Below are 21,784 nucleotides of genomic sequence, written 5' to 3'. Positions count from 1 at the left end.
AACTACACCTTGCTTATCACTTTTTTCCAGGGCAGTAGTTTTTCCAGATCCGGGGTGGGTTGGCATAACTCATCCAGGCAAGTCATGACATAATCGAAAGGGATCAATCCATTGGCTTTGGCCGTTTCAATGACGCTGTAGAGGATCGCACTGGCTTGTGCACCGCGCGAGGTATGGCTGAACAGCCACGCCTTTCGCCCGATGACAAACGGTTTGATCGCCCTTTCGGCCCGGTTATTGTCGATTGACAAGCGGCCATCCTCACGATAGCGGATCAGTTTTGCCCATTGATTGCTCAGATAAGGTAAGCGTCAACTAAACTACACCTTGCTTATCACTTTTTTCCAGGGCAGTAGTTTTTCCAGATCCGGGGTGGGTTGGCATAACTCATCCAGGCAAGTCATGACATAATCGAAAGGGATCAATCCATTGGCTTTGGCCGTTTCAATGACGCTGTAGAGGATCGCACTGGCTTGTGCACCGCGCGAGGTATGGCTGAACAGCCACGCCTTTCGCCCGATGACAAACGGTTTGATCGCCCTTTCGGCCCGGTTATTGTCGATTGACAAGCGGCCATCCTCACGATAGCGGATCAGTTTTGCCCATTGATTGCTCAGATAAGTGACGGCCTCACCCAGCTTGCTTTTGGGGATCACCTGGGATCGGGTTTTAACCAGCCAGGCCGATAACTTATCCCAGATAGGAAGCGCTTTTTCCTGGCGGATCCGGTATTTTTCTGCCGGGCTTAACCCCTTGACCTGATGCTCGACCCGGTACAGTGACTGGATCAGGCTCAGCGCGATATCGGCTTTGCCCGTTTTGTTTTTTCCCTGCGCCTGCTTCGCTTCCATAAATTTACGGCGGGCATGGGCCATGCAACCGACCAGCCGGGCACCGGTCTGCTCATAGCCTTGATAGCCATCCACCTGCAGATAACCTTGAAAACCGGCGAGATAGTCAGCAGCGCAGGTGCCTGAACGGCTGGCCTGGTGGTCATACAGCACAATATTCGGTGTGAGCGCCGCCGGTTCGGGGGTATCAGTGCCCACACAATAGACCCACATGTAATGGGTCGTTTTTTCAGACGTCACCCCCTTCACCGGGGTTTCATCCGCATGGAGAACCGGTTGTTGCAACAGCATTTCCCTGAACCTGGCCACCAACGGCGTAAACAACTGTGCGGATTTTAATATCCAGTCACTCTGGGTCTGGCGGCTGAGGTCAATGCCATACTGTTTGAACACACTTTCCTGACGGTACAGCGGTAACCCATACTGATATTTACTGGTGATAAGCTGGCTGAGCAGGCTGCTGGTCGCCATGCCTTTCTTGATGGGCATCGCTGGCAAGGAGGCTTGTTTGACAGGCGTCTGAATGCCGGATTTTTCACATTCACGGCAGGCGTATTTGGGGCGGACATGCTCAACCACCCTGATTTGAGCGGGAATGAACAACAGTTTTTCACTGCGATCTGCCCCCATCTGATGCAACCTGCCGCCACAGCACGCACACTGTTTTTCTTCCTCGGCGATATCATGGAACACGGTTTCGCGCGGTAAATCTTTGGGCAGGGGGTTGCGTGTCGGCTTACGGCGGGGAGGTGTGAGGGTTTCCTGTGCGGCGGCCGTTTCAGCCGGCAGCGCAATTTCTTCCGCTTCGTTAAACAACTCCCCCTGGCCGGGGAACGCTTCCGAGGAAGCCCCAAACCGTTTTTGTTGGGCTAAACGGAACTGCTCTTCCAAAAAGGCCAGCCGCTGCGACTGCTTAATCAGCAGCCGTTTCAGTTCAGCGGGGTCATTGGGCAGGGCATCAATATCAATTTTCATGGGGACATTTTATGCCATCCCCGGCGAAAAAGCGTAATTAATGCCCGTTGGTTTGATGATCATCAAGGGATCAGGCGACATGGCAATCCTGTACGGAGAAGGGCTGGTGCCCGATGACATCATAACCCGATAACAATCCGTGCAGTTGCTGCTCTGTCAGGGTCAGGGAGGCACTGTTGACGGCGGTGGGCCATTTGAATTTCGCGTTCTCCAGCCGTTTGTACCAGAGCGCAAACCCGGTTTTATCCCAGTAGAGGATTTTGAGTTTATCCCGCTTCTTGTTGCAAAAGAGGAATAACGCGGTTTGCGTCGGAGACAGTTGCATTTCCAGCTCCACCCAGACCGCCAGCCCGTTGATGGATTTTCGGAAGTCGATAAATGAGCGGCACAAATACACCTCCGGCACATCCACAAACATTTTCATGCGGCGAGCCCCCGAATAATCGCAATGATAACATGCTTATCCGTGCCGGCAGGAAAACGCAGTGTGCCATGTGGTGTCTCAAATAAGATGGGGAGTATGCTGGATGAGGCGGATTTTTTCTGAGCGGTGCTGACTTTAATAAAAGCAGACGGTGAAGCCAGCCCAGACGGCTTTTCTGGTGGATGGGAGGTGCGTTGGCGGTGGTGATAGAACCGGGTTGTCGACACACCGATTTTTTGGCAAAACTGCGGGACAGTCAGTTCGGATTTTTTCTGCTGTTCAAACAGGTCCCGCCACTCGGCTTGAGTAAACCTGGATTGGCTCATGTGAGTTTTTTCCATCATCAGAATAGGTGAAACTATTTTAATCAATGGATTTATCCTGGCTAGGTGGGGTTCCCCGTACGCTTACTGTAAGGCGGCAGGTAGTGCAACTCAATATTCAAAACCTCGGCAAAAAATTGGACGACTCCGGAACGGTGATAACCCGCACCATCCAGAATAATGTGGATTTTTTGCGAAAGTGGATAGGTTTCCCGGATTGAGCCGAAAAAAAGGACGACATTTTTCGCGTTAATCGTCGGATATTCACGAACAATAGTCTCTTCAATCCGTTGTAAATTAAGGGCACCCATGATGTTGAGTCGAGTACGACTGCCTGTGGTTTCAACCACTTTGACGTGCTTCCGCCCGCTCTTCATCCAGCCATAACTTAATTTTGTGGACAGGGTCGGGTGAACCGCATCAATAAATAAAATAGGCGCATTCTGGCCACATTCTTCTTTCAGCGCGTTGTAGGTTTCAATAAACTGTTGCTGTTTATCCGCATCAAATTTATGCGGAGCACCCATTGGCTTCTTGTAGCTGAAACCTTGACGGTGAAGCCATTTCGTCATTCCTGCGACAGTGAAAGTCACCTGCCATCGTGCCCGAACATAGGCCACAATTTGTGCGGTAGTGTGCATCAAATTTGCCATCAGATACTCAACTAATTCTGTTGTTTGTTCGGCAGACAAACGGCTTTCAGAGCCCCCATTTTCAGGGGCGAGTTTTTCCTCAGAGAAGTAATCTTTCAGATGGCGGCTCACCGTACTTTCATGGATCCGCAAAGCCTGAGCAATCATCTGGGCAGTCCAGCCTTCTGAGGCCAAAAGCACGGCCTTGATGCGGTCACGTACTCGTCCATCGCGAGTCGTATCATGCATCAATTCGAGGGCGTCTTTTTGGGCATCTGTTAGATTAATTTTCATGGGCGCAATCATGATCTGATACAAATGAAAAATCAAGCATCTTCAATGACGACGGGTATATACCAATATAAGTTAATTAGATTACTATTTTTGATTTAGTGGGCCTGATTTTAGGCCCACTGATTGTATGATCAAATATCCGACTGTGTAAGTTGTTTTATCAATGAAACAAATTCAGGCAGAAGTTCAACCAATAACCCTATTTGTTGTAATACAAGTTGTATTTTGCCGCTGCTATCAGAAGAGATTAGATTGATGCTCTCAGCCAGACGCTCTGAAATATGTTGCAGGCGTTCATCATCAACCCGCCCTTGCTGCAATGCCGATTCAACCTGAAAAATTGCATCATTCAGAATATCCAGAATGACCTGATTATTGAGCCTGTCACGATGCGCACCCAAAGCAGAAATATAACTTAGCATCGTATGGTTAAGACAGAGGAGGCGAAAGGCTTCTTCCTGAGAAACACGGTAATTTTTGGGCTCTGATGCCATGTTTGATATTACGGATGCTAATTCAGCATCACAATTATGGGCATCACGACGGGAGATCCGATAATTCAGGCTATTACTCTTGCCTTGATAATATTGCCCGACAATAGCGTCAAGATAACGGCAATTGGCGATCATGGTCCGGTTAATCACTCTCGGTAACTGACGGAATTTCCAATCTGGCCAGATAAAACTGACGGCCAGCAAAGCAATACCACAGCCTATTAATGTGTCTGTAATTCTTGGCAAGGCAACTTCAAATCCTTCACCCAATAAATTGAAACTCAGTAACACCAGCAGAGTAATGAATAGTGTTGCATGTGCATATTGGATATTACGGAAGGCGAAAAACAATACACCTGAAATGATAATCAGTACCAGTTGCCCTTCGATGGAAGGAACAAAATAGAGGATTGGCAAGCCAATCAAAATCCCAGCCAGTGTACCGATGACGCGCAGTGCCAGCCGACGCCGGGTCGCGTTGTAGTTAGGCTGGCAGACAAACAGGCTGGTCAGTAAAATCCAGTACCCACGTTGCAGATCAAATAATTGAATAATGGCATAGCCGGTACACAGCAAGACCGACATGCGGATAGCGTGGCGGAAAAGAGCAGACTTTGGCGTCAGATTACTGCTTATCCTGAACCAGACATCACGCCAGCCAGTTAAGGCTTCATCGGATAATTGAGTATCCTCTTGCTTACCACTTTGAGACGTGTTTTGGAAAAGTGGGGATTGCTCAGAATTCAGCCCTGACAGTTGAGCATCAATCGCCCGTAAATTTCTCAGCAAATTGTAGAACGCCATAATTTGGGTGTCAGCGCCTTGCTGATTTTTCAAGCGTTCAAGAGAACTTTCAAGATAGTTGAACGCATTCTCAAAACGTGAGTTATGCTGATATGGCTTACGCAGAATTATCGATTGCGAGACTTGTTCACATGCACGAGCCTGCATGGACAGCAATCGCTGACAACGAAACAAAATATCACTATGCCGAAAAGTCTCCCGCAATTTTTGATACTGAACATGAGACGAACTGGCTCGCTCATGAATATCTTGGGCAACAAAATAATAATGCAGTGTGTGACGCGTGCCCCGTTGCCCACGATCGCCTTTCAGACGGCTCAGTAAAGAAATTTTGGCTTGATTGAGCGTGGTAACTAATGCGCTGTTTGCCATGGCAACATCAAACATTGATTGCTTACATTCTTCAGCTTCGGAATCAGGGTCAAACAGGCTGGTTTTGGCATAGAGATATGCAGAAAGCTGTTGGTAACAGCGTGCCAGATTTTCTTGCAAGGGACGAATAGGGAACAGTAAATGCCCCGTTAATGTCAGCAAGTTATACCAAATTGCACCCGTGAGTAATAATAAAGGCTGCTGATACCAAAGAGGAAATATCGACGTACCGAGCATGGTGTAAATAGCAATCAGTAAGGCGCCAAAGGCGATGGTAGCATAGCGCTGTCCAAGGGCACCGAGCAGAATAAAACTACAGGTAGATACCGCTAGCCCAACCATGAAAAGCCACGGGTAAGGAAAAAGCAGTGTGATGGATGTAGAAGCGGCAAAGAAAGAAACTAGGGTAATCATAAGGTTGCGCAGGCGGCCAACTAAACGATCATCCAGATCCGTTAATGCCGCAGCAACAACACCTAATGTCAGGGGGATTGTCATTTTAGGCTCTTCCCCCAATAACCAAGGGACGAGGGTCGTTCCTGTCAGTGCAATAAATATACGGATATAATAGAGGACGTGACTGTTATACAGAAAATGACGGGAGCTGGATAAAACTGTTAGCACAAAATACTCCTAACAACATTTACGTGATCGAGTAGTTCAACAATTTTTAGGTACGGTGCCACGATAATGGAACTCAAATCAACGCAAATGGGCCAACGCCTTGCCCAGCATCCTTATAACAGGGTGCGTTTACTTAACGCGGGTATTGAAGTCAGCGGTGATAAGCACCAGTACCTTATTCCATTTAATCAGTTAATGAGTATTCAGTGTAAGCGAGGGATTGTTTGGGGGGAACTGGAATTTGAATTGTATGACGGAAAAGTTGTTCGGCTGCATGGCACGAAATGGCAGCAAACACAGCACTTTTACCATTATTTATTAAAAGAATGGCAGCAATGGAGCCTTGATATGAGTGATGTCAGTGCTGATGTGTTGGCGGCTCAACTCAATGAAATCAATAAAATTACACAGCAGGATCGCTGGTTCAAAACTGCGGACTTGCTCTCATTACAGCAGCAAATTCAGGAGGCATTTCAGGCGCTCCCTTTGCCATTAGCGCGAATCGAACAATTTGAGAACTGTCGTGATGATTATCGAATGTGTTTGGATTGGCTGAATGAGGGAGGAAAAACGATTAAAACTCTTAACCAGCAATGGATTGAACGCATATTGCAGCAATATGCAGAATTTTTCCAAACTATTGAAACTACGCCACTCAATCGTTCTCAATGCCAGGCGGTCGTTAATGGTGAAAAATCTATATTGGTTTTGGCAGGAGCGGGCAGCGGAAAAACCTCCGTTCTAATTGCGCGTGCAGGGTGGCTGTTATTACGTCAACAAGCGCTTCCTGAGCAGGTTTTGCTGCTGGCTTTTGGCCGTCAGGCCGCTGATGAAATGAATAAACGTATTCAGGAACGCTTGGGAGCAAAAGAGATACAGGCAAAAACATTCCATGCTTTGGCATTGCATATTATTCAGCAAGGTAGCCATACAGCGCCCAAAATGAGTGAATTGGAGACGGATGCACAGAAGCGTCGTGATTTTCTCATCAATGAATGGCAAAAACAGTGCAGTGAAAAAAAAGCACAGGCGAAAGGCTGGCGCGAATGGTTGAATCAAGAGCTGGATTGGCAATTACCTGAGGGGGAATACTGGCATGATAAACAACTCACGATTCGATTATCTGACCGTCTGGAGCGTTGGCTGGAGCTGATGCGAATGCACGGTGGCAGCCAAAAAGAGATGATTGAACAGGCATCTCCTGCTTATGCTGACACATTCCAAAAACGTATACGGCTTATGGCACCCTTGCTGAAGGCTTGGAAATCGGCATTAAAATCTGAGGGTGCTGTGGACTTTTCCGGCCTGATCCATCAAGCCGTGAATATTCTGGAAAAAGGGCGCTTTATCAGCCCATGGAAGCATATTCTGGTGGACGAGTTTCAGGATCTTTCACCATTGCGAGCAAAATTGTTGGCGGCGTTACGAGTACAAAATAAACAAAGCCATCTATTTGCTGTGGGAGATGATTGGCAGGCAATTTATCGCTTTAGTGGTGCGGAATTAATGCTAACAACAGCATTCTCAACCTATTTTGGGGAAGGTGCGGAAAGTGCGGAATGTACTTTGGACACCACTTATCGTTTCAATGATCGCATTGGTGAGATTGCTAACCGCTTTATCCGGCAAAATCCCAATCAATTGAACAAACCGCTCCATAGCCTGACAAAAGGGACTAAAAAATCAGTTGTGATTTTGTCGCAGGAGCAGTTGGAAGCATTGCTGAATAAGATGAGTGGTTATGTCACGAAGCAGGAAACGATTCTGTTGTTGGGGCGTTATCACCATTTCAAACCTGAATTTTTGAAAAAAGCCTCTACACGCTGGCCGAATTTGAATATTGAATTTATGACAATTCACGCATCCAAGGGGCAGCAATCGGACTATGTCATTATCTTGGGATTGCAGCAGGGACAAGATGGTTTTCCAGCGCCGGCAAGGGAATCCGTGTTGGAACAGGTATTATTGCCGCAACCTGAAAACTTTCCCGATGCGGAAGAACGTCGCCTTTTGTATGTTGCACTGACGCGGGCGAAAAAACAGGTATGGTTGATGCAGGAGCCGGACAATCCGTCGGTATTCATTCATCAATTAACACAATTGGGTGTGGCAATCCAAAGCAAGCTATAAGGTCATGGAATATTTTCTTAATCAGGGTTACCACGTCATTCCTGTCAGCCCTAGATTGGCGGATTTTGCACAGTCGGTTGATATGGTTGGCGTGTAATGAAGAAGCGAAATCACTGGCAGAAAATACAGGATTAAATGTTGTGATGGATTGTTGCCCAAAAATTGAGATTCCTCGTTTGGCCATGGAAAAATGAATAAGGCGATGGTTGTCTACTACTCATCGCCTTACTGGGATTGTTTGGATAATAACAGGGGGTTTAATTTCGTAATCGTGGAGCCTGTAGTTGACTACGAATGGATTCAGCCAACTCATCTAGAGAAGATTGTTCTGGATGATCATCTGACGTTTCATAAGCCAATTGAGCTTCTGCCAGATAGGTATGGACTGGCTGCCCATCATCATCTTCCATTACAACGTGATACCACGGGGCTGACCGCAAGGTAGCATTCGATGCTATATCATTTTCCTGTGGCTGTTCTAAAGAATATTCAGCATCAATATCTACAATAACACCTAAATAACCTAGCAGTTTATGTCGTACTTGCTGACCGATACCGAATTTGCTGGCGATCATCATATAGTCACCTCCAAAGAAACCTTGCAAAGATTCTTATATAAGGGCAGTAAGGTAAATTTCAAGTGCATACCCGGTAAACGGAATTTTTTGTAACCAAACAAGATGGCATGTGACTGCCACCTCATAATTTCAGGTTAGCTGTTGCATATATAAAATACAATACTAAAAGTAGGTTTGACGTGCCAACGTTCGTATTATCTTGTCAGGAGGGAGGACGAAATAATGGCTATAAAGGGTATGACTATTTATGTTTATGGGCGGGTACAGGGAGTCGGCTTCCGTTATCAAACTTATTGTTGGGCAAAGAAAAATAAACTAGTGGGATATGTTCGCAATATGAATGATGGTAGTGTCAAAATTGTTGCTTGTAGTAGTGATGAGCAACTTAAAAAGCTGGCACATTGGCTGGAGCAGGGAGGGCCACCGGGAGCTAAGGTTGAGCACTTTAAATCTCAGCTTTGTGGAGTGGAGGAGGAGATGACTGATTTTAGCATCCGTCATTAGCGGCGGATGCTGATAGGTCAGATACATTTTACCGGTTTTGGGAGGCCTGCAATTTTGGTTGCCTGTTTTGCAGGCCCCTTAGGAAACAGACGATAGAGATAACGGCTATTTCCTTTTTCCTCACCATATTTTTGTGAAATTGCTTTGACTAACATACGAATAGCGGGAGAAGTATTAAATTCTTCGTAGAATTTACGTACAAAACGTATGACTTCCCAATGCTGTTCGGTCAAGGTGATATCTTCCTGTTCGGCAAGTAGTGACGCCATATCTTCTTGCCAGTCACTGCTGTTTTTCAGATAACCTTGTGCATCAGTTTCGATCGCACGATCTTTAAATACCAACATAACTCTTTAACCATCCAATAACGATGGGAGCAATTTAGCAAAAATCACCATTATTCCCAAGAAAGATCGCCAAATCTGCTGAAGAAATAAGCCAATGGATAGTAATGTGAGTAATTTGACGGCAGTTGAACAGATAAGTACTTTACATTGAGAACAGTGATGTTTATAGTGCTCGACATCGCGGAGGGGTGGCCGAGCGGCTGAAGGCAGCGGTCTTGAAAACCGCCGATGGGAAACCATCCGAGAGTTCGAATCTCTCCTCCTCCGCCACTTCTACTTCTCGCAACGTCTCCTAAAGTCTTCTTTCCTCAGTAAAATCAAAGAAAACTTCAATATCTAACTCTCCCAAGGTCTAGCGTCGTCTTCCTAAATCTATGCAATTTGTTGTATAGTTTTTTGTATAGAAATTCCCTCTACAATTTTCCTATACAATATTGGTGATTTATGAAGCTGACAGACATGGCAATCAAGCGAGCCAAGCCAAAAGAAAAATCATATATGCTGGCGGACGGTAACGGGCTATCTTTGTTAGTTGAAACTAATGGGTCTAAAGGTTGGCGCTATCGTTATCAGTTCACAGGTAAAACTAAAATGATATCGTTAGGTATCTACCCAGTTGTAACTCTCACTGAGGCAAGAGCTAAAAGAGATGAGGCTAGAAAACAGGTAGCTAACGGCATCAATCCGAGTGAGGCCAGAAAAGCGGAGAAAGTCGCATCAATTAGCCAGTCTGAGAATACATTTAAAAATATCGCTCTCGAATGGTACGAAGGTAGAAAAGATAGATGGTCTGTCGGTTATCGTGACGACATGATGGACGCATTCGAAAAAGATGTGTTTCCTTATATAGGTGATCGCCCGATTGCTGACATTAAACCAATGGAACTACTCGAAGTGCTTTCTGTTATGGAAAAGCGCGGCACAACTGAGAAATTGAAGAAAGTCCGTCAGCGTTGCGGTGAAGTTTGGAAGTACGCCATTATTACGGGCAGGGCGGAGTATAATCCAGCGCCAGATTTAGCTAGTGCCTTTGTTCCTCATAAGCGTGAACACTACGCACATCTTTCAGTAAGCGAGTTACCAGAATTCCTTTCTTCTATAGATAAATATATGGGAAGCCAGATTGTTAGAGTGGCTTTACGGATTCTTATATTAACCGGAGTTCGACCAGGTGAATTAAGAAAGGCTGAGTGGTCAGAAATTAATTTTGATATTGGTATATGGGAAATTCCGGCCGAAAAAATGAAAATGCGCCGCCCTCATATAGTGCCATTGTCTGAACAGGTTATTGAGTTACTGAAACAGATACACCCAATCAGCGGTAGTTATCAATATATTTTTCCTAGCCGTACTGATTATAGAAAGCATATATCTGATATGGCATTAAATACGATGATTAGGCGTATGGGTTATAGCGGTAGAGCCACAGGTCACGGTTTTAGGCACACCATGAGCACTATATTGCACGAACAAGGCTACAACACCGCATGGATTGAAGCACAGCTTGCTCATGTTGATAAGAACAGCATTCGAGGAACCTACAATCACGCCCAGTATTTAGATGGTCGTAGGGAAATGCTGCAGTGGTATGCCGACTACATGGAAACACTCGAACGAGGTGAAAATGTGATACATGGCAAATTTGGGAAGAGTATTTAACTGGACAAATAGACAGTTATAATTGTCTTTAGTAGACTATCCAAGACATTAAAGAATAAAGCTATGCCTAGGCTGATCTCCGAAAACTAGTACACCTCTACTAGCTGGCATAGCTCCTACTAAAAGAGGGCGAGAGGTGACGTATGGATGTTACATCGATTGATTTTGATTTAATCAATTATCATGCAGGAGAAACTCTTCAGTTTTACTGGGATATAAGGTTGTGCATGTTAGCTTCTCGCACAGTAAGCAGCGATTCCATTGAGGATAAAATGGAATCGGCAAAAAAATGTGAGAAGATTTTAGAAAAGTTTGCATTTGATATGAAAATTAATGAGTCACATAAGATTATTAATGATTTCATATCCACAATATCTATTAATAGAGCACTTGAATTGCTTGGCATATACGCAATTAACTTGAAGATGCGGGTTTTAAAATCTGGAAGTTATCAGTCAACCGAGTGGTGAGTTCTTTCGCTTTTTCTGGCAATGTGACATGAAAAAAGTGGCGCAGCGTTTCACGGAATGTTTTGGTATCCGGAAAATAGACATTGTTTCGTACCTGCTCATTCACATACTTCCATAATCGCTCAATCGGGTTGAGATTAGGGCTGTAAGGCGGCAGGTAGTGCAACTCAATATTCAAAACCTCGGCAAAAAATTGGACGACTCCGGAACGGTGATAACCCGCACCATCCAGAATAATGTGGATTTTTTGCGAAAGTGGATAGGTTTCCCGGATTGAGCCGAAAAAAAGGACGACATTTTTCGCGTTAATCGTCGGATATTCACGAACAATAGTCTCTTCAATCCGTTGTAAATTAAGGGCACCCATGATGTTGAGTCGAGTACGACTGCCTGTGGTTTCAACCACTTTGACGTGCTTCCGCCCGCTCTTCATCCAGCCATAACTTAATTTTGTGGACAGGGTCGGGTGAACCGCATCAATAAATAAAATAGGCGCATTCTGGCCACATTCTTCTTTCAGCGCGTTGTAGGTTTCAATAAACTGTTGCTGTTTATCCGCATCAAATTTATGCGGAGCACCCATTGGCTTCTTGTAGCTGAAACCTTGACGGTGAAGCCATTTCGTCATTCCTGCGACAGTGAAAGTCACCTGCCATCGTGCCCGAACATAGGCCACAATTTGTGCGGTAGTGTGCATCAAATTTGCCATCAGATACTCAACTAATTCTGTTGTTTGTTCGGCAGACAAACGGCTTTCAGAGCCCCCATTTTCAGGGGCGAGTTTTTCCTCAGAGAAGTAATCTTTCAGATGGCGGCTCACCGTACTTTCATGGATCCGCAAAGCCTGAGCAATCATCTGGGCAGTCCAGCCTTCTGAGGCCAAAAGCACGGCCTTGATGCGGTCACGTACTCGTCCATCGCGAGTCGTATCATGCATCAATTCGAGGGCGTCTTTTTGGGCATCTGTTAGATTAATTTTCATGGGCGCAATCATGATCTGATACAAATGAAAAATCAAGCATCTTCAATGACGACGGGTATAGGCCAAACGTCACCTTTCAAGATGATGAATATGTACTCATTTTTTGAAGGAAATCCTACATTACCAGAAAAAAACCCACAAGATATATTGGACACACACTTTTATATTGTAGTCGTTGGAGATTTTGAAAGTGCTTATGACATAGATATAAACCATAAAAAATGGTGGAGCAAAGTACTGCAATATTTCCATTAAAAAGAATGGCGATTTATATCGCCATTCTTATGTATTTACCTTCCTTGAATCTAAAATGCTGCGCTACTGCGGTATACTTTAGCTAATGAAATTAATATTTACATGTTAGACCACTGACTACTGGCCTTAAACAGCATACCAATACCGGTAGTAGGGTATGTAATGCCCGTGCCGTGGGTTGTGAGAACGACTTTAATGGTCGGCGTTGTATTGGCGGGGATGGTTATAGGGGGTGTAAACAACGTGCCGGAAATACACTGCGGGACGCTATCAGAAGACTCCATGAAAAAGTTTTGCCCAGCCACATGCGCATTATTAACGTATACCGAAACGGATGCCTCCCCCGAACCACCCAAAGATCCGACGTAACGCTGAGTCATTATCGATCCATAAATAAAAACCCGATCAAACGGCATAGATTCCGTTAGTCTTTTATGAAAAAAAATGCTGTCACGGTTGCCTAATGATACATTCCCCAACGTAACAGACACAACGTCACCCACAATTTTGGTCGCATATACTGCGCCGGAAAAATAGCCATCAGCGCCCTTTATTGTTCCGGTGAACGTGCCACTGGTTGCATGTATCTCCCCGCGAACAATAACATGGTTGAATTCTGCCGAGCCGCCTTTGTCAATTTTCCACCCTGCCCGACCCGTGATATAATTTCTGGATTGGATGTAATTGCCAATTTTGGCATTGGTAATACTGCCATCTTCTATAAATCCATCCCGAATAAACAACTGACCATTTTTAGCTGCCACAAAGGGTTCGAATTTGTTATTTGCGGGATTGACGAAGGTAAAATTATTGGCATTAAAACCAATATCCGTTCTCACTTGACCATTCACCATCTGAGCACCAATAACCATCCCCGCTCCGTGATAATTTCCGCTGGCATCTTTGATACCCACTTTAATGTCCCATGTTGCCAATGCGGTGACTTCTTTCAGGTCAAAAACCGTCTGTATGGTATACTATACCGCTGCCCAGCTCTTATCGGCCGTTGCCTTGACCGTATCAATCTTTTCAGCCAACGATTTTGTCTCAGTCACAGTGAAGTTCCGAACCTTGACAATTTCCGATTTCATTTCCCCGTTCTGGCGCATAAAGTATTGACTGTTGCCATTCGCGGCGGCGGAATTAATCAACATTCCTTCAATGTTGGTATCAATCTGCTCCTGCAACTGCTGGCCTGCTGTGTTGGAAAGGAACTCATTACCAGCCGCATCAATGATCCAGTTCGCATCCGAAGACGACTCCCCACGAGTGAACGCCGTCCACGGGGATTGATTAGGACATCCAGCAGTTCGAGGGGTTTTATATCTGCTATTGGCCTATTACCAATATAAGGAAAGACGTCATTTTCAAAGCACTCATCATGTCAGCGCGATACCCTGCTGACCACCTATCCTTACGTTTTTCGTACCATTCACGAGTAATTTTTTCAAAAGTATTTTCAGACATGATGACACTCTCCCTCTTCTTCTGCTTTCTATTTTCAGAAGGATTAATGCCATCAGCAATCATAGAACGGCACCCTGCTGTCCTTTTCCTTGCCTCTGCTAAAGGTACTTCAGGATAAGTGCCTAAAGATAACATCTTCTGCTTACCTTCAAAGCGATAACGGAATCGCCAGCCTCTAGATCCGTTCGGTTCTATCAATAACCAAAGCCCATTTCCATCAGATAGCGTATAAGATTTTGCTTCTGGCTTGGCTCTCTTGATTGCCACGTCTGTTAGCTTCATCATTTCACCCGTGTGTATAGGAAGATGTGTATAGGAAAAACTATACACAAAACTATGCACAATTTCATGTCGCTTTCAGGAGATGTTAGGAGACTTGGAGTTATCGTTATCTATTGATTTTTCTATGAAAAGAAGACTTTAGGAGACGTTGCGAGAGGGAGGAGAGAACAATACACAACACCTATTATAATGATAAATAATAACTAATTAAATTCTAATTTTCATTCTATACCCGTCGTCATTGAAGATGCTTGATTTTTCATTTGTATCAGATCATGATTGCGCCCATGAAAATTAATCTAACAGATGCCCAAAAAGACGCCCTCGAATTGATGCATGATACGACTCGCGATGGACGAGTACGTGACCGCATCAAGGCCGTGCTTTTGGCCTCAGAAGGCTGGACTGCCCAGATGATTGCTCAGGCTTTGCGGATCCATGAAAGTACGGTGAGCCGCCATCTGAAAGATTACTTCTCTGAGGAAAAACTCGCCCCTGAAAATGGGGGCTCTGAAAGCCGTTTGTCTGCCGAACAAACAACAGAATTAGTTGAGTATCTGATGGCAAATTTGATGCACACTACCGCACAAATTGTGGCCTATGTTCGGGCACGATGGCAGGTGACTTTCACTGTCGCAGGAATGACGAAATGGCTTCACCGTCAAGGTTTCAGCTACAAGAAGCCAATGGGTGCTCCGCATAAATTTGATGCGGATAAACAGCAACAGTTTATTGAAACCTACAACGCGCTGAAAGAAGAATGTGGCCAGAATGCGCCTATTTTATTTATTGATGCGGTTCACCCGACCCTGTCCACAAAATTAAGTTATGGCTGGATGAAGAGCGGGCGGAAGCACGTCAAAGTGGTTGAAACCACAGGCAGTCGTACTCGACTCAACATCATGGGTGCCCTTAATTTACAACGGATTGAAGAGACTATTGTTCGTGAATATCCGACGATTAACGCGAAAAATGTCGTCCTTTTTTTCGGCTCAATCCGGGAAACCTATCCACTTTCGCAAAAAATCCACATTATTCTGGATGGTGCGGGTTATCACCGTTCCGGAGTCGTCCAATTTTTTGCCGAGGTTTTGAATATTGAGTTGCACTACCTGCCGCCTTACAGCCCTAATCTCAACCCGATTGAGCGATTATGGAAGTATGTGAATGAGCAGGTACGAAACAATGTCTATTTTCCGGATACCAAAACATTCCGTGAAACGCTGCGCCACTTTTTTCATGTCACATTGCCAGAAAAAGCGAAAGAACTCACCACTCGGTTGACTGATAACTTCCAGATTTTAAAACCCGCATCTTCAAGTTAATTGCGTATATATATTTATCCTCTTTATCATATAAAACCACAAAAATAGGCTCTTTCTCCATTATGGTTAGATAAATCCCAAATAAATTAATAGGTTCCGGCTTGTAATATTTGGCGTAATAGTCACTTTCACCAGAGTTAACTTCGCTCAGCGTGTCACTTTCTTTAAAAAAAGTAACATGTGATAAAAAATCTATGGTCCCCACCTTTTTTGCAACACTGATTTTTGATTGATGTTGGCTTGCTTAAATCTATCCGGCGTCACTATGGGCAGGGATGCCCGCGCCTCGATGAGTTCCGCACCTGATAAGCCTAAAAATCTATGGTCCCCACCTTTTTTGCAACACTGATTTTTGATTGATGTTGGCTTGCTTAAATCTATCCGGCGTCACTATGGGCAGGGATGCCCGCGCCTCGATGAGTTCCGCACCTGATAAGCCTAAAAAACCGCACGGCTTCAGAGAGCCATTTTTTATGTCAGGATTCCATCAGGTCGATAAGCCGTTCATGTCATCAATAATCAGTCTTCGCAAAACCAGATTGGGAACTGCTTTAATTAACGATTAACCTGCCAGTCAGACTGGCGTCGTCGTTACCTTTCGAACACAGTTTGCCGTGTTGTGATTGCCCAGGCTATCCGGGCTAATTTGTTGGCCAGCGCACAGGCCACAACATTTGAGTGTTTTCGCTCAAGCTGAGCCTTTACCCATTCAGCCAGCCTTCCTGACTGATAATCGATTCTCTGGATAAAGACTCTGGCGCACTGGACAAGTAACCGTCGCAGATTTTTGTCTCCGCGTTTACTTATCCCTAAAAGCGTATTTTTGCCACCCGTGCTGTACTGGCGTGGTACCAGACCGGTTGAAGCAGCAAAATCCCGGCTACAGCCATACTGCTTACCATCGCCCAGCTGCGATGATAAGACGCTGGCAGTTATCGGACCCACGCCCGGTATTGTCTGAAGACGCTGTCCTGTTTCATCACGTCTCAGCTCCTGCTCCAGTGCCGTCTCAAGCTCGGTGAGCTGTTCGACAAGATAAAGATAATGGGCATGTAAGCGCATCAGCAACTGTGCCAGATAGGGAGGAAGTTCGTTCTCTGCCAAGACGGTTGAAAGTCTTTTTATCACGGCGGTTCCGATCGGCATACTGATGCCAAATTCCAGTAAAAAAGCGTGCATCTGATTAGTGGTTTTAACCCTGTCTCTGACCAGTGATTCTCTGACCCGATGCAGGGCGCGCATAGCTTGTTGCGCCTCTGTTCGTGGTTGCACAAATCGCATGGAGGGACGAGATGCAGCTTCGCATATGGCTTCAGCATCCACAAAATCGTTCTTGTTGCTCTTTACAAAAGGACGAACAAATTGTGGAGAAATCAGCTTCGCTTCGTGACCAAAAGCAGCGATCCGGCGAGCCATAAAGTGAGCACCGGCGCAGGCTTCCATTACAACAGTCGCTGATGGCGATCCCGCTAAAAACTCCATCAGTCTGGCGCGGGTAAATTTTTTACGCAGCAGGGCCTTTCCTGATTTGTCCTGACAGTGAACGTGGAAAGAATGTTTGCCGAGATCAATACCAATAAGCGTAACGTTTTGCATGATGGTCTTCTCCTGAAAGAAACACCCTGCCAGCATACCGCTCACAGGGTGGTGGGGACCATCTCATTAACCACCATAAGAAAAGTATGATCAGCATAAAATATAAAATATACTTTGCTGTTTTTTTTACAATCATAAATAAATCACTCTATCCTTTGGCAGCGGAGAAATCCATAAAACATCTGAAAAAACAATAAAATCCCCTCCTTTATTGTGTTTCTTTTGCCATTCTCTGAAATTTCTATTATATACAGGGACGTGCTCTGAATATTCCCCTGTCGCTAACTCCCTCCACATATTATCGTTATAAAAACCCATGTATACAGCTGTTTTTACTTTACTTAAAACCCCATCCCTGCTCCAGACCCCAAGGAATTGGTCATGTATTAAATGATTAGATTAGGTATTAAAAATAATGTTCACGTTCAATAAAGGTTCCTATCACTTTATCGTGCATTTCTTCCGATTTTGAATACCCAATGGTTTTTCTATTCAGCCTTTTGATTCGGGTACGATGCGTTAAATTCGTTCTCTCTATACGCTGAGTAAACGCCTTTCCAGTCAAGTGCTCTTCCTCGGGAAGTGGGTCATAAACAACATAGTCATCCGTGCAGTAAAACCGAATAGTAAAGGAAGATAAGAGGGTAAGCAGCTTGTCTAACGTTTTTCGACTGCGATCGCCAAAAACATGAGCCACTATTCGCTTCAGGCGGGGTTCCCAAGCATACCAAAGCCAGCGTTGGTTTTTCTTATTGCCGACAAACGACCATTGCTCGTCGATTTCACAGACAATCTGGATGCCACATTCCGCAAGGGGAAGTGTCGTTACGTTTCGGGGTCTGAGGTTTTTAATGTTTTCATGACGGTGGCGGTGGCGACTTTTAGGATCCGAGCGGTGTCACGAATTCCCCCGTTATTCATCGCGATATCGACAATCTGTTCTTTAACGCCGGGTTTGCAGGCCTGATAGGTATACGCCAACTGAAAGACCTTACAGCAGCTATAACAGCGATAACGAGGATGTCCGCCATTTCCTTTCCCATGTCCTTTGACCTGTTCTGATTTGTGGCAATAACGGCAATAGACATCAACTTTGGCCATACTTCATCCTTAAAAAGCCGGAAGCATATCACAGCAACTAACCATTTAATACATGACCGGAATTCTGGCTCTCTGGCAGAAATAAGCAATATCAATGAGTTAAGTTAAAGGGGAGGATTGTCCCCTTTAAACTCATAGTTTTATCAGGGGGATATGGATTTTATTAATTTCCAAACAGCCATTCCATGCCATCCTAATCAGAAGTTCTCTCCAGTATTGATGAACCTATTTTATGGATGTTCACAGGCGGAGAAGTAGCCCGCCTTCATAAACTGATAAAGTCGCTTTCAAAACATAATGATTGGAGGTAATACTATGTACGATTGGTCTGGAGCTGTTCCTGCTAAACTTGAAAAAGGCCAACCCACAGGGCTTATCCTCAAGGCGGGAGATGTTATATCTATTGTTGCTAAGGGATGGGTGAAGTATGGCCATCCAGACAACTACTGGGCAGCACCTCAGGGTACTTTACCTAAAAAACCGACGCTACACGACACACTCATTGCTAAAATCGGTAATAAAACCTACGGAATAGGGAATGGTGTGCTTCATAAAACGGTTCCTGAGGATGGGGAGTTAATATTTGTGTTCTTTGACTCCCCAGGTAATTACGGTGATAATTCTCGTGAATTCCTTGTTAATGTAAAAATAGAGTCACGCTATTCTCCTCTCGAAGAAATAAAAAAATAACTAAAATTCTAACCCGCAACTTTCTGCGGGTTCATATCAATCATGCAAATCACACATCGATAATATAACTAACGATACTGTTTCGGTCATGACTTCAAAGCGTTAATTTGATATTCTTGTACTTTTTAATGGGATATCATCATGACTGTTACGATAGAAGTGACTTGTCGATATTGCGACCAAGCAGAACCTGTACGCAAACACGGAACAGGTAAGGCCGGCTTCCCTCGCTACTATTGCAAAGGTTGCCAAAGAACCTTTCAACTCAACTATCGTTACAACGGCCATAAACCGGATATGAAAGAAAAAATTGTGGATATGGCAATGAATGGCTCTGGCGTGAGAGACACAGGCCGTGTATTAGGTCTCGGTATCAATACGGTGATGCGGACATTAAAAAACTCTCGCCAAAACAAGTAACATCGCGATAGATCGCTTATGACGATGTCACACTTATCTGTGAATTGGATGAGCAGTGGTCTTTTATAGGCAATAAAAAGTAACGTCATTGGCTTTGGTATGCTTTTGATACGAAAAGGAAACAAGTCATCGCCCATGTCTTTGGCCCCCGAACGGATGCAACCTGCCGAAAATTGCTCAACTTATTGGTGCCTTTTAATATTCGTTTCATCACGACCGATAACTGGGGAAGTTATGCCGGAAAAAATATCTGGTAGGCAAAATTTTTACCCAACGTATAGAGTGGCATAATCTCAGTCTGCGAATTCATATCAAAAGGTTGGCAAAAAGAACCATTTGTTACTCACGTTCAATGGAAATCCACAAAAAACTCATTGGCGCATATATTGAAAAACATTATTACAACCCTTTGGAGTCATGACCCGGTAACTTATTGCAAATATAACTAAACTGATCATTTTATAATGATAAGAAAACTATCGTTAATATTTAGTAAGTGATGATAATCATTAGTTTGATAATTATATATTATGTTTAAATATTTAAATATTTAGAATTATATTCATTAATTTCATCTATATATAATGACATTCAGTAAATATTTCTCAATATTTTGGTGTAATATTCTAAATATTAATATTTATCGATTTATTATGTTGATCTATATGACATTAAGGCTACTATTGTCTTGTCTTATCTGTGATTTGCCAAACAAACCCTTGAACTGGCCACGTAAGAGGGTGACTGGATAAAAGATAATGATTATAGGTACTCTACATGCTGCATGAGTATCTATTAAGTTAATGAACTAACTTCCCTATCGTATTGTATCAGTCGGGGGAATTGTTTTTGTGTATTGATTAATGAGGTTTAATTTAATGAAATTCAAGCTGATTATTTCTTCTTTATTTGTATCTTCTTTATTTGCTACAACTGCAAATGCAACTATTGGTACGGTTAACTTTAAAGGTGAAATAACGGATAAAACGTGTGAAATTGATGCCGCTTCTGCAAATCAAACGGTGAATATGGGTAAAGTTAGTGTTAAAGAATTTTCTGGTGAAAATAAAGTTGCGGCAGCAACAAAATTCAGTATTAAATTAACTGAATGCCCAACCGAAATTAAAAATGCGCTTGTTAAATTTGATGGTTCTTCTCATGAAAGCAAAGGCAAACTTTTAGCTCTGACAACAGACAGCAAAAATGCCAAGGGCGTTGCTATCGGTATTTATGAAGATAACTCAGACAATCTGGTTGGTTTATATAAAGATTCTAAATCATATGCAATTGAAAAAGGGGCAGCAGAGTTGCCATTTATTGCTAAATACGTAGCGACGAGTGACAATGTTTCCGCAGGTTCGGCTAATGCGGTAGCGCGTTTTACTGTAGTGTATAACTAATAAATCACGGTATTCCACACTTAAATATAAGGCAGGGATGCCTTATTTAATTAAATACATTAATCATGATTGATTGGAGAAACGACTGTGCAGTGTCATCGTTTGTTGATAATGATGTTTTTATATTTTTTCAGTAGTCATTTTGCAATGGCGGGTGGTGTGGTTATTGGAGGAACTCGTGTTGTTTACTTAAGTGATAAGAAAGAGGTTTCTGTATCTGTCAATAACTTAGAGAAAGAATCTGTTTACCTTATTCAGAGCTGGATTCAGGATGAAAATGAGAAAACAAAAACTCCATTTATCGTGACACCTCCTTTATTTAAGTTACCCGCAAATAACGAAAATATTTTGCGGATTATTAAAGTGAGTGATGGATTGCCAATGGATAGGGAGTCTATATTCTGGCTGAATGTGACATCTATTCCTGAAACTGTAAAATCAAATGCAGATGTCAATCAGTTACAGATTGTTGTTAACTCGCGATTAAAACTATTTTACCGCCCTACACAACTGGAAGAAAATTCGGGGGAGGCTTATAAGCGTATCAAGTTCAGGAAAGAAAATGGTGTATTAATTGCAGAGAATTCGACACCTTATTTTATTTCTTTTTCACATCTAAAAGTGGACGGAAAAGAAGTCGAAGGGGCGGGAATGGTTAACCCCTTCAGCCAAGCAAATTGGCCATTGCCTGTCAAAAATGCGAAAAGTGTCAGCTGGAAAGCAATCAATGATTACGGTGGAGTCACACAGGAAGAATTCGCAGGTCTTTAGGCTATTTATTAATT

General features: G+C 43.9%; 24 protein-coding genes, 1 tRNA gene and 4 pseudogenes. 13 read left to right on the top strand and 16 right to left on the bottom strand.

Annotated features, from left to right (window positions below; genetic code table 11):
• Nucleotides 1–2 precede the first annotated feature (2 nt).
• The 6 genes and pseudogenes from XBJ1_RS03305 to yccS form a co-directional block, all read right to left on the bottom strand.
• Nucleotides 3–308 (bottom strand): annotated as a pseudogene (locus XBJ1_RS03305) (IS66 family transposase); the annotation flags it as partial.
• Between the two features lie 12 nt (nucleotides 309–320).
• Nucleotides 321–1,826, bottom strand: a complete 1,506-nt coding sequence (gene tnpC, locus XBJ1_RS03300; protein WP_012987345.1) for an IS66 family transposase — start codon at nucleotides 1,824–1,826, stop codon at nucleotides 321–323.
• A gap of 70 nt (nucleotides 1,827–1,896) precedes the next feature.
• Nucleotides 1,897–2,223: an IS66 family insertion sequence element accessory protein TnpB gene (gene tnpB, locus XBJ1_RS03295; protein WP_232503300.1), complete on the bottom strand. Its 327-nt coding sequence runs from the start codon at nucleotides 2,221–2,223 to the stop codon at nucleotides 1,897–1,899.
• A gap of 23 nt (nucleotides 2,224–2,246) precedes the next feature.
• Nucleotides 2,247–2,621: an IS66 family insertion sequence element accessory protein TnpA gene (tnpA, locus tag XBJ1_RS03290; protein WP_143827613.1), complete on the bottom strand. Its 375-nt coding sequence runs from the start codon at nucleotides 2,619–2,621 to the stop codon at nucleotides 2,247–2,249.
• A 38-nt stretch (nucleotides 2,622–2,659) separates the two neighbouring features.
• Nucleotides 2,660–3,499 (bottom strand): annotated as a pseudogene (locus XBJ1_RS03285) (IS630 family transposase); the annotation flags it as partial.
• Nucleotides 3,500–3,630: 131 nt separating this feature from the next.
• Entirely contained in the window at nucleotides 3,631–5,793 is a 2,163-nt protein-coding gene (gene yccS / locus XBJ1_RS03280) for a YccS family putative transporter (RefSeq protein WP_012987343.1), read from the bottom strand.
• A 66-nt stretch (nucleotides 5,794–5,859) separates the two neighbouring features.
• Here yccS and helD point away from each other — a divergent pair, with 66 nt between their 5' ends.
• Both helD and XBJ1_RS20500 read left to right on the top strand, forming a co-directional pair.
• Nucleotides 5,860–7,923: a DNA helicase IV gene (helD, locus tag XBJ1_RS03275; RefSeq protein WP_012987342.1), complete on the top strand. Its 2,064-nt coding sequence runs from the start codon at nucleotides 5,860–5,862 to the stop codon at nucleotides 7,921–7,923.
• Nucleotides 7,910–8,117, top strand: a pseudogene (locus tag XBJ1_RS20500) (CoA-binding protein); the annotation flags it as partial. The gene helD and the pseudogene XBJ1_RS20500, both read left to right, overlap by 14 nt.
• A gap of 63 nt (nucleotides 8,118–8,180) precedes the next feature.
• On the opposite strand, the gene hspQ reads toward XBJ1_RS20500, so the two are convergent.
• Complete coding sequence (gene hspQ, locus XBJ1_RS03270; RefSeq protein WP_173346394.1) at nucleotides 8,181–8,501, bottom strand: heat shock protein HspQ; 321 nt, start codon at nucleotides 8,499–8,501, stop codon at nucleotides 8,181–8,183.
• A 222-nt stretch (nucleotides 8,502–8,723) separates the two neighbouring features.
• Between hspQ and yccX the strand changes: the two genes are divergently transcribed.
• Nucleotides 8,724–9,005 (top strand): acylphosphatase, encoded by a 282-nt coding sequence (gene yccX, locus XBJ1_RS03265; protein ID WP_012987338.1) that lies wholly within the window; start codon nucleotides 8,724–8,726, stop codon nucleotides 9,003–9,005.
• Between the two features lie 17 nt (nucleotides 9,006–9,022).
• Here yccX and tusE read toward each other — a convergent pair whose 3' ends face one another.
• Nucleotides 9,023–9,352: a sulfurtransferase TusE gene (gene tusE, locus XBJ1_RS03260; protein ID WP_012987337.1), complete on the bottom strand. Its 330-nt coding sequence runs from the start codon at nucleotides 9,350–9,352 to the stop codon at nucleotides 9,023–9,025.
• 182 nt (nucleotides 9,353–9,534) lie between these two features.
• On the opposite strand from tusE, the gene XBJ1_RS03255 reads away from it, so the two are divergent.
• From XBJ1_RS03255 to XBJ1_RS21205, 3 genes are all read left to right on the top strand, one after another.
• A tRNA-Ser gene (locus XBJ1_RS03255) sits at nucleotides 9,535–9,622 on the top strand.
• Between the two features lie 174 nt (nucleotides 9,623–9,796).
• On the top strand, nucleotides 9,797–11,011 hold the full coding sequence (locus XBJ1_RS03250; RefSeq protein WP_012987336.1) for a tyrosine-type recombinase/integrase: 1,215 nt from the start codon (nucleotides 9,797–9,799) through the stop codon (nucleotides 11,009–11,011).
• A gap of 143 nt (nucleotides 11,012–11,154) precedes the next feature.
• Entirely contained in the window at nucleotides 11,155–11,481 is a 327-nt protein-coding gene (locus XBJ1_RS21205) for a hypothetical protein (RefSeq protein WP_012987335.1), read from the top strand.
• Here XBJ1_RS21205 and XBJ1_RS03245 read toward each other — a convergent pair.
• Nucleotides 11,426–12,463, bottom strand: a complete 1,038-nt coding sequence (locus tag XBJ1_RS03245; RefSeq protein WP_041573280.1) for an IS630 family transposase — start codon at nucleotides 12,461–12,463, stop codon at nucleotides 11,426–11,428. The two genes, XBJ1_RS21205 and XBJ1_RS03245, sit on opposite strands and share 56 nt — an antisense overlap.
• A gap of 24 nt (nucleotides 12,464–12,487) precedes the next feature.
• On the opposite strand from XBJ1_RS03245, the gene XBJ1_RS03240 reads away from it, so the two are divergent.
• Nucleotides 12,488–12,718, top strand: coding sequence for a DUF6201 family protein (locus XBJ1_RS03240; protein WP_041573260.1), 231 nt, complete (start codon nucleotides 12,488–12,490; stop codon nucleotides 12,716–12,718).
• Between the two features lie 98 nt (nucleotides 12,719–12,816).
• Here the strand turns inward: XBJ1_RS03240 and XBJ1_RS03235 are convergent, their stop codons facing one another.
• The 4 genes from XBJ1_RS03235 to XBJ1_RS03230 are packed head-to-tail and all read right to left on the bottom strand — an operon-like array spanning nucleotide 12,817 to nucleotide 14,470.
• Nucleotides 12,817–13,653 (bottom strand): phage tail tip fiber protein, encoded by an 837-nt coding sequence (locus tag XBJ1_RS03235; RefSeq protein WP_071822435.1) that lies wholly within the window; start codon nucleotides 13,651–13,653, stop codon nucleotides 12,817–12,819.
• 42 nt (nucleotides 13,654–13,695) lie between these two features.
• Nucleotides 13,696–13,905 carry a hypothetical protein gene (locus XBJ1_RS22275; protein ID WP_012987332.1) on the bottom strand — a complete coding sequence of 70 codons (210 nt, stop codon included), beginning with the start codon at nucleotides 13,903–13,905 and terminating at the stop codon, nucleotides 13,696–13,698.
• Entirely contained in the window at nucleotides 13,866–14,042 is a 177-nt protein-coding gene (locus tag XBJ1_RS22885) for a hypothetical protein (RefSeq protein WP_419184841.1), read from the bottom strand. The genes XBJ1_RS22275 and XBJ1_RS22885 overlap by 40 nt, the downstream gene beginning before the upstream one ends.
• A 5-nt stretch (nucleotides 14,043–14,047) precedes the next feature.
• A complete protein-coding gene (locus XBJ1_RS03230) occupies nucleotides 14,048–14,470 on the bottom strand; it encodes an Arm DNA-binding domain-containing protein (protein WP_430515361.1) in 423 nt (140 codons plus the stop codon).
• A 284-nt stretch (nucleotides 14,471–14,754) separates the two neighbouring features.
• On the opposite strand from XBJ1_RS03230, the gene XBJ1_RS03225 reads away from it, so the two are divergent.
• Both XBJ1_RS03225 and XBJ1_RS21855 read left to right on the top strand, forming a co-directional pair.
• Complete coding sequence (locus XBJ1_RS03225) at nucleotides 14,755–15,792, top strand: IS630 family transposase (protein WP_041573280.1); 1,038 nt, start codon at nucleotides 14,755–14,757, stop codon at nucleotides 15,790–15,792.
• Between the two features lie 359 nt (nucleotides 15,793–16,151).
• Entirely contained in the window at nucleotides 16,152–16,358 is a 207-nt protein-coding gene (locus tag XBJ1_RS21855; RefSeq protein ID WP_162467458.1) for a hypothetical protein, read from the top strand.
• A 25-nt stretch (nucleotides 16,359–16,383) separates the two neighbouring features.
• Here XBJ1_RS21855 and XBJ1_RS03220 read toward each other — a convergent pair whose 3' ends face one another.
• The 3 genes from XBJ1_RS03220 to XBJ1_RS20495 all read right to left on the bottom strand — a co-directional run bounded on the left by XBJ1_RS03220 (nucleotide 16,384) and on the right by XBJ1_RS20495 (nucleotide 18,489).
• Complete coding sequence (locus XBJ1_RS03220) at nucleotides 16,384–17,388, bottom strand: IS110 family transposase (protein WP_012987226.1); 1,005 nt, start codon at nucleotides 17,386–17,388, stop codon at nucleotides 16,384–16,386.
• A gap of 132 nt (nucleotides 17,389–17,520) precedes the next feature.
• Nucleotides 17,521–17,775 carry a DUF6402 family protein gene (locus XBJ1_RS22270; protein ID WP_232503317.1) on the bottom strand — a complete coding sequence of 85 codons (255 nt, stop codon included), beginning with the start codon at nucleotides 17,773–17,775 and terminating at the stop codon, nucleotides 17,521–17,523.
• Between the two features lie 19 nt (nucleotides 17,776–17,794).
• Nucleotides 17,795–18,489, bottom strand: a protein-coding gene (locus tag XBJ1_RS20495) for an IS1 family transposase (RefSeq protein ID WP_143827612.1) whose coding sequence is annotated in 2 segments (ribosomal slippage) — nucleotides 17,795–18,234 and nucleotides 18,234–18,489 — 696 coding nt in all. Because the reading frame shifts where the segments join, the coding sequence is not laid out codon by codon here.
• A 315-nt stretch (nucleotides 18,490–18,804) separates the two neighbouring features.
• Between XBJ1_RS20495 and XBJ1_RS03205 the strand changes: the two genes are divergently transcribed.
• The 4 genes and pseudogenes from XBJ1_RS03205 to XBJ1_RS03190 all read left to right on the top strand — a co-directional run bounded on the left by XBJ1_RS03205 (nucleotide 18,805) and on the right by XBJ1_RS03190 (nucleotide 21,770).
• Nucleotides 18,805–19,179, top strand: coding sequence for a LecA/PA-IL family lectin (locus XBJ1_RS03205; RefSeq protein WP_012987329.1), 375 nt, complete (start codon nucleotides 18,805–18,807; stop codon nucleotides 19,177–19,179).
• A 141-nt stretch (nucleotides 19,180–19,320) separates the two neighbouring features.
• A pseudogene (locus tag XBJ1_RS20490) lies at nucleotides 19,321–20,020 on the top strand (IS1 family transposase).
• Between the two features lie 457 nt (nucleotides 20,021–20,477).
• Nucleotides 20,478–20,999, top strand: coding sequence for a fimbrial protein (locus XBJ1_RS03195; RefSeq protein WP_012987326.1), 522 nt, complete (start codon nucleotides 20,478–20,480; stop codon nucleotides 20,997–20,999).
• A gap of 87 nt (nucleotides 21,000–21,086) precedes the next feature.
• Nucleotides 21,087–21,770, top strand: coding sequence for a fimbrial biogenesis chaperone (locus XBJ1_RS03190; protein WP_143827620.1), 684 nt, complete (start codon nucleotides 21,087–21,089; stop codon nucleotides 21,768–21,770).
• The last annotated feature ends 14 nt before the right edge of the window (nucleotides 21,771–21,784 follow it).

It is taken from the genome of Xenorhabdus bovienii SS-2004, from assembly GCF_000027225.1.
In the GTDB taxonomy this organism is placed as follows: domain Bacteria; phylum Pseudomonadota; class Gammaproteobacteria; order Enterobacterales; family Enterobacteriaceae; genus Xenorhabdus; species Xenorhabdus bovienii_C.
Note: the sequence above shows the minus strand (reverse complement) of the source record. Positions and strands in the feature narration are given on the sequence as shown.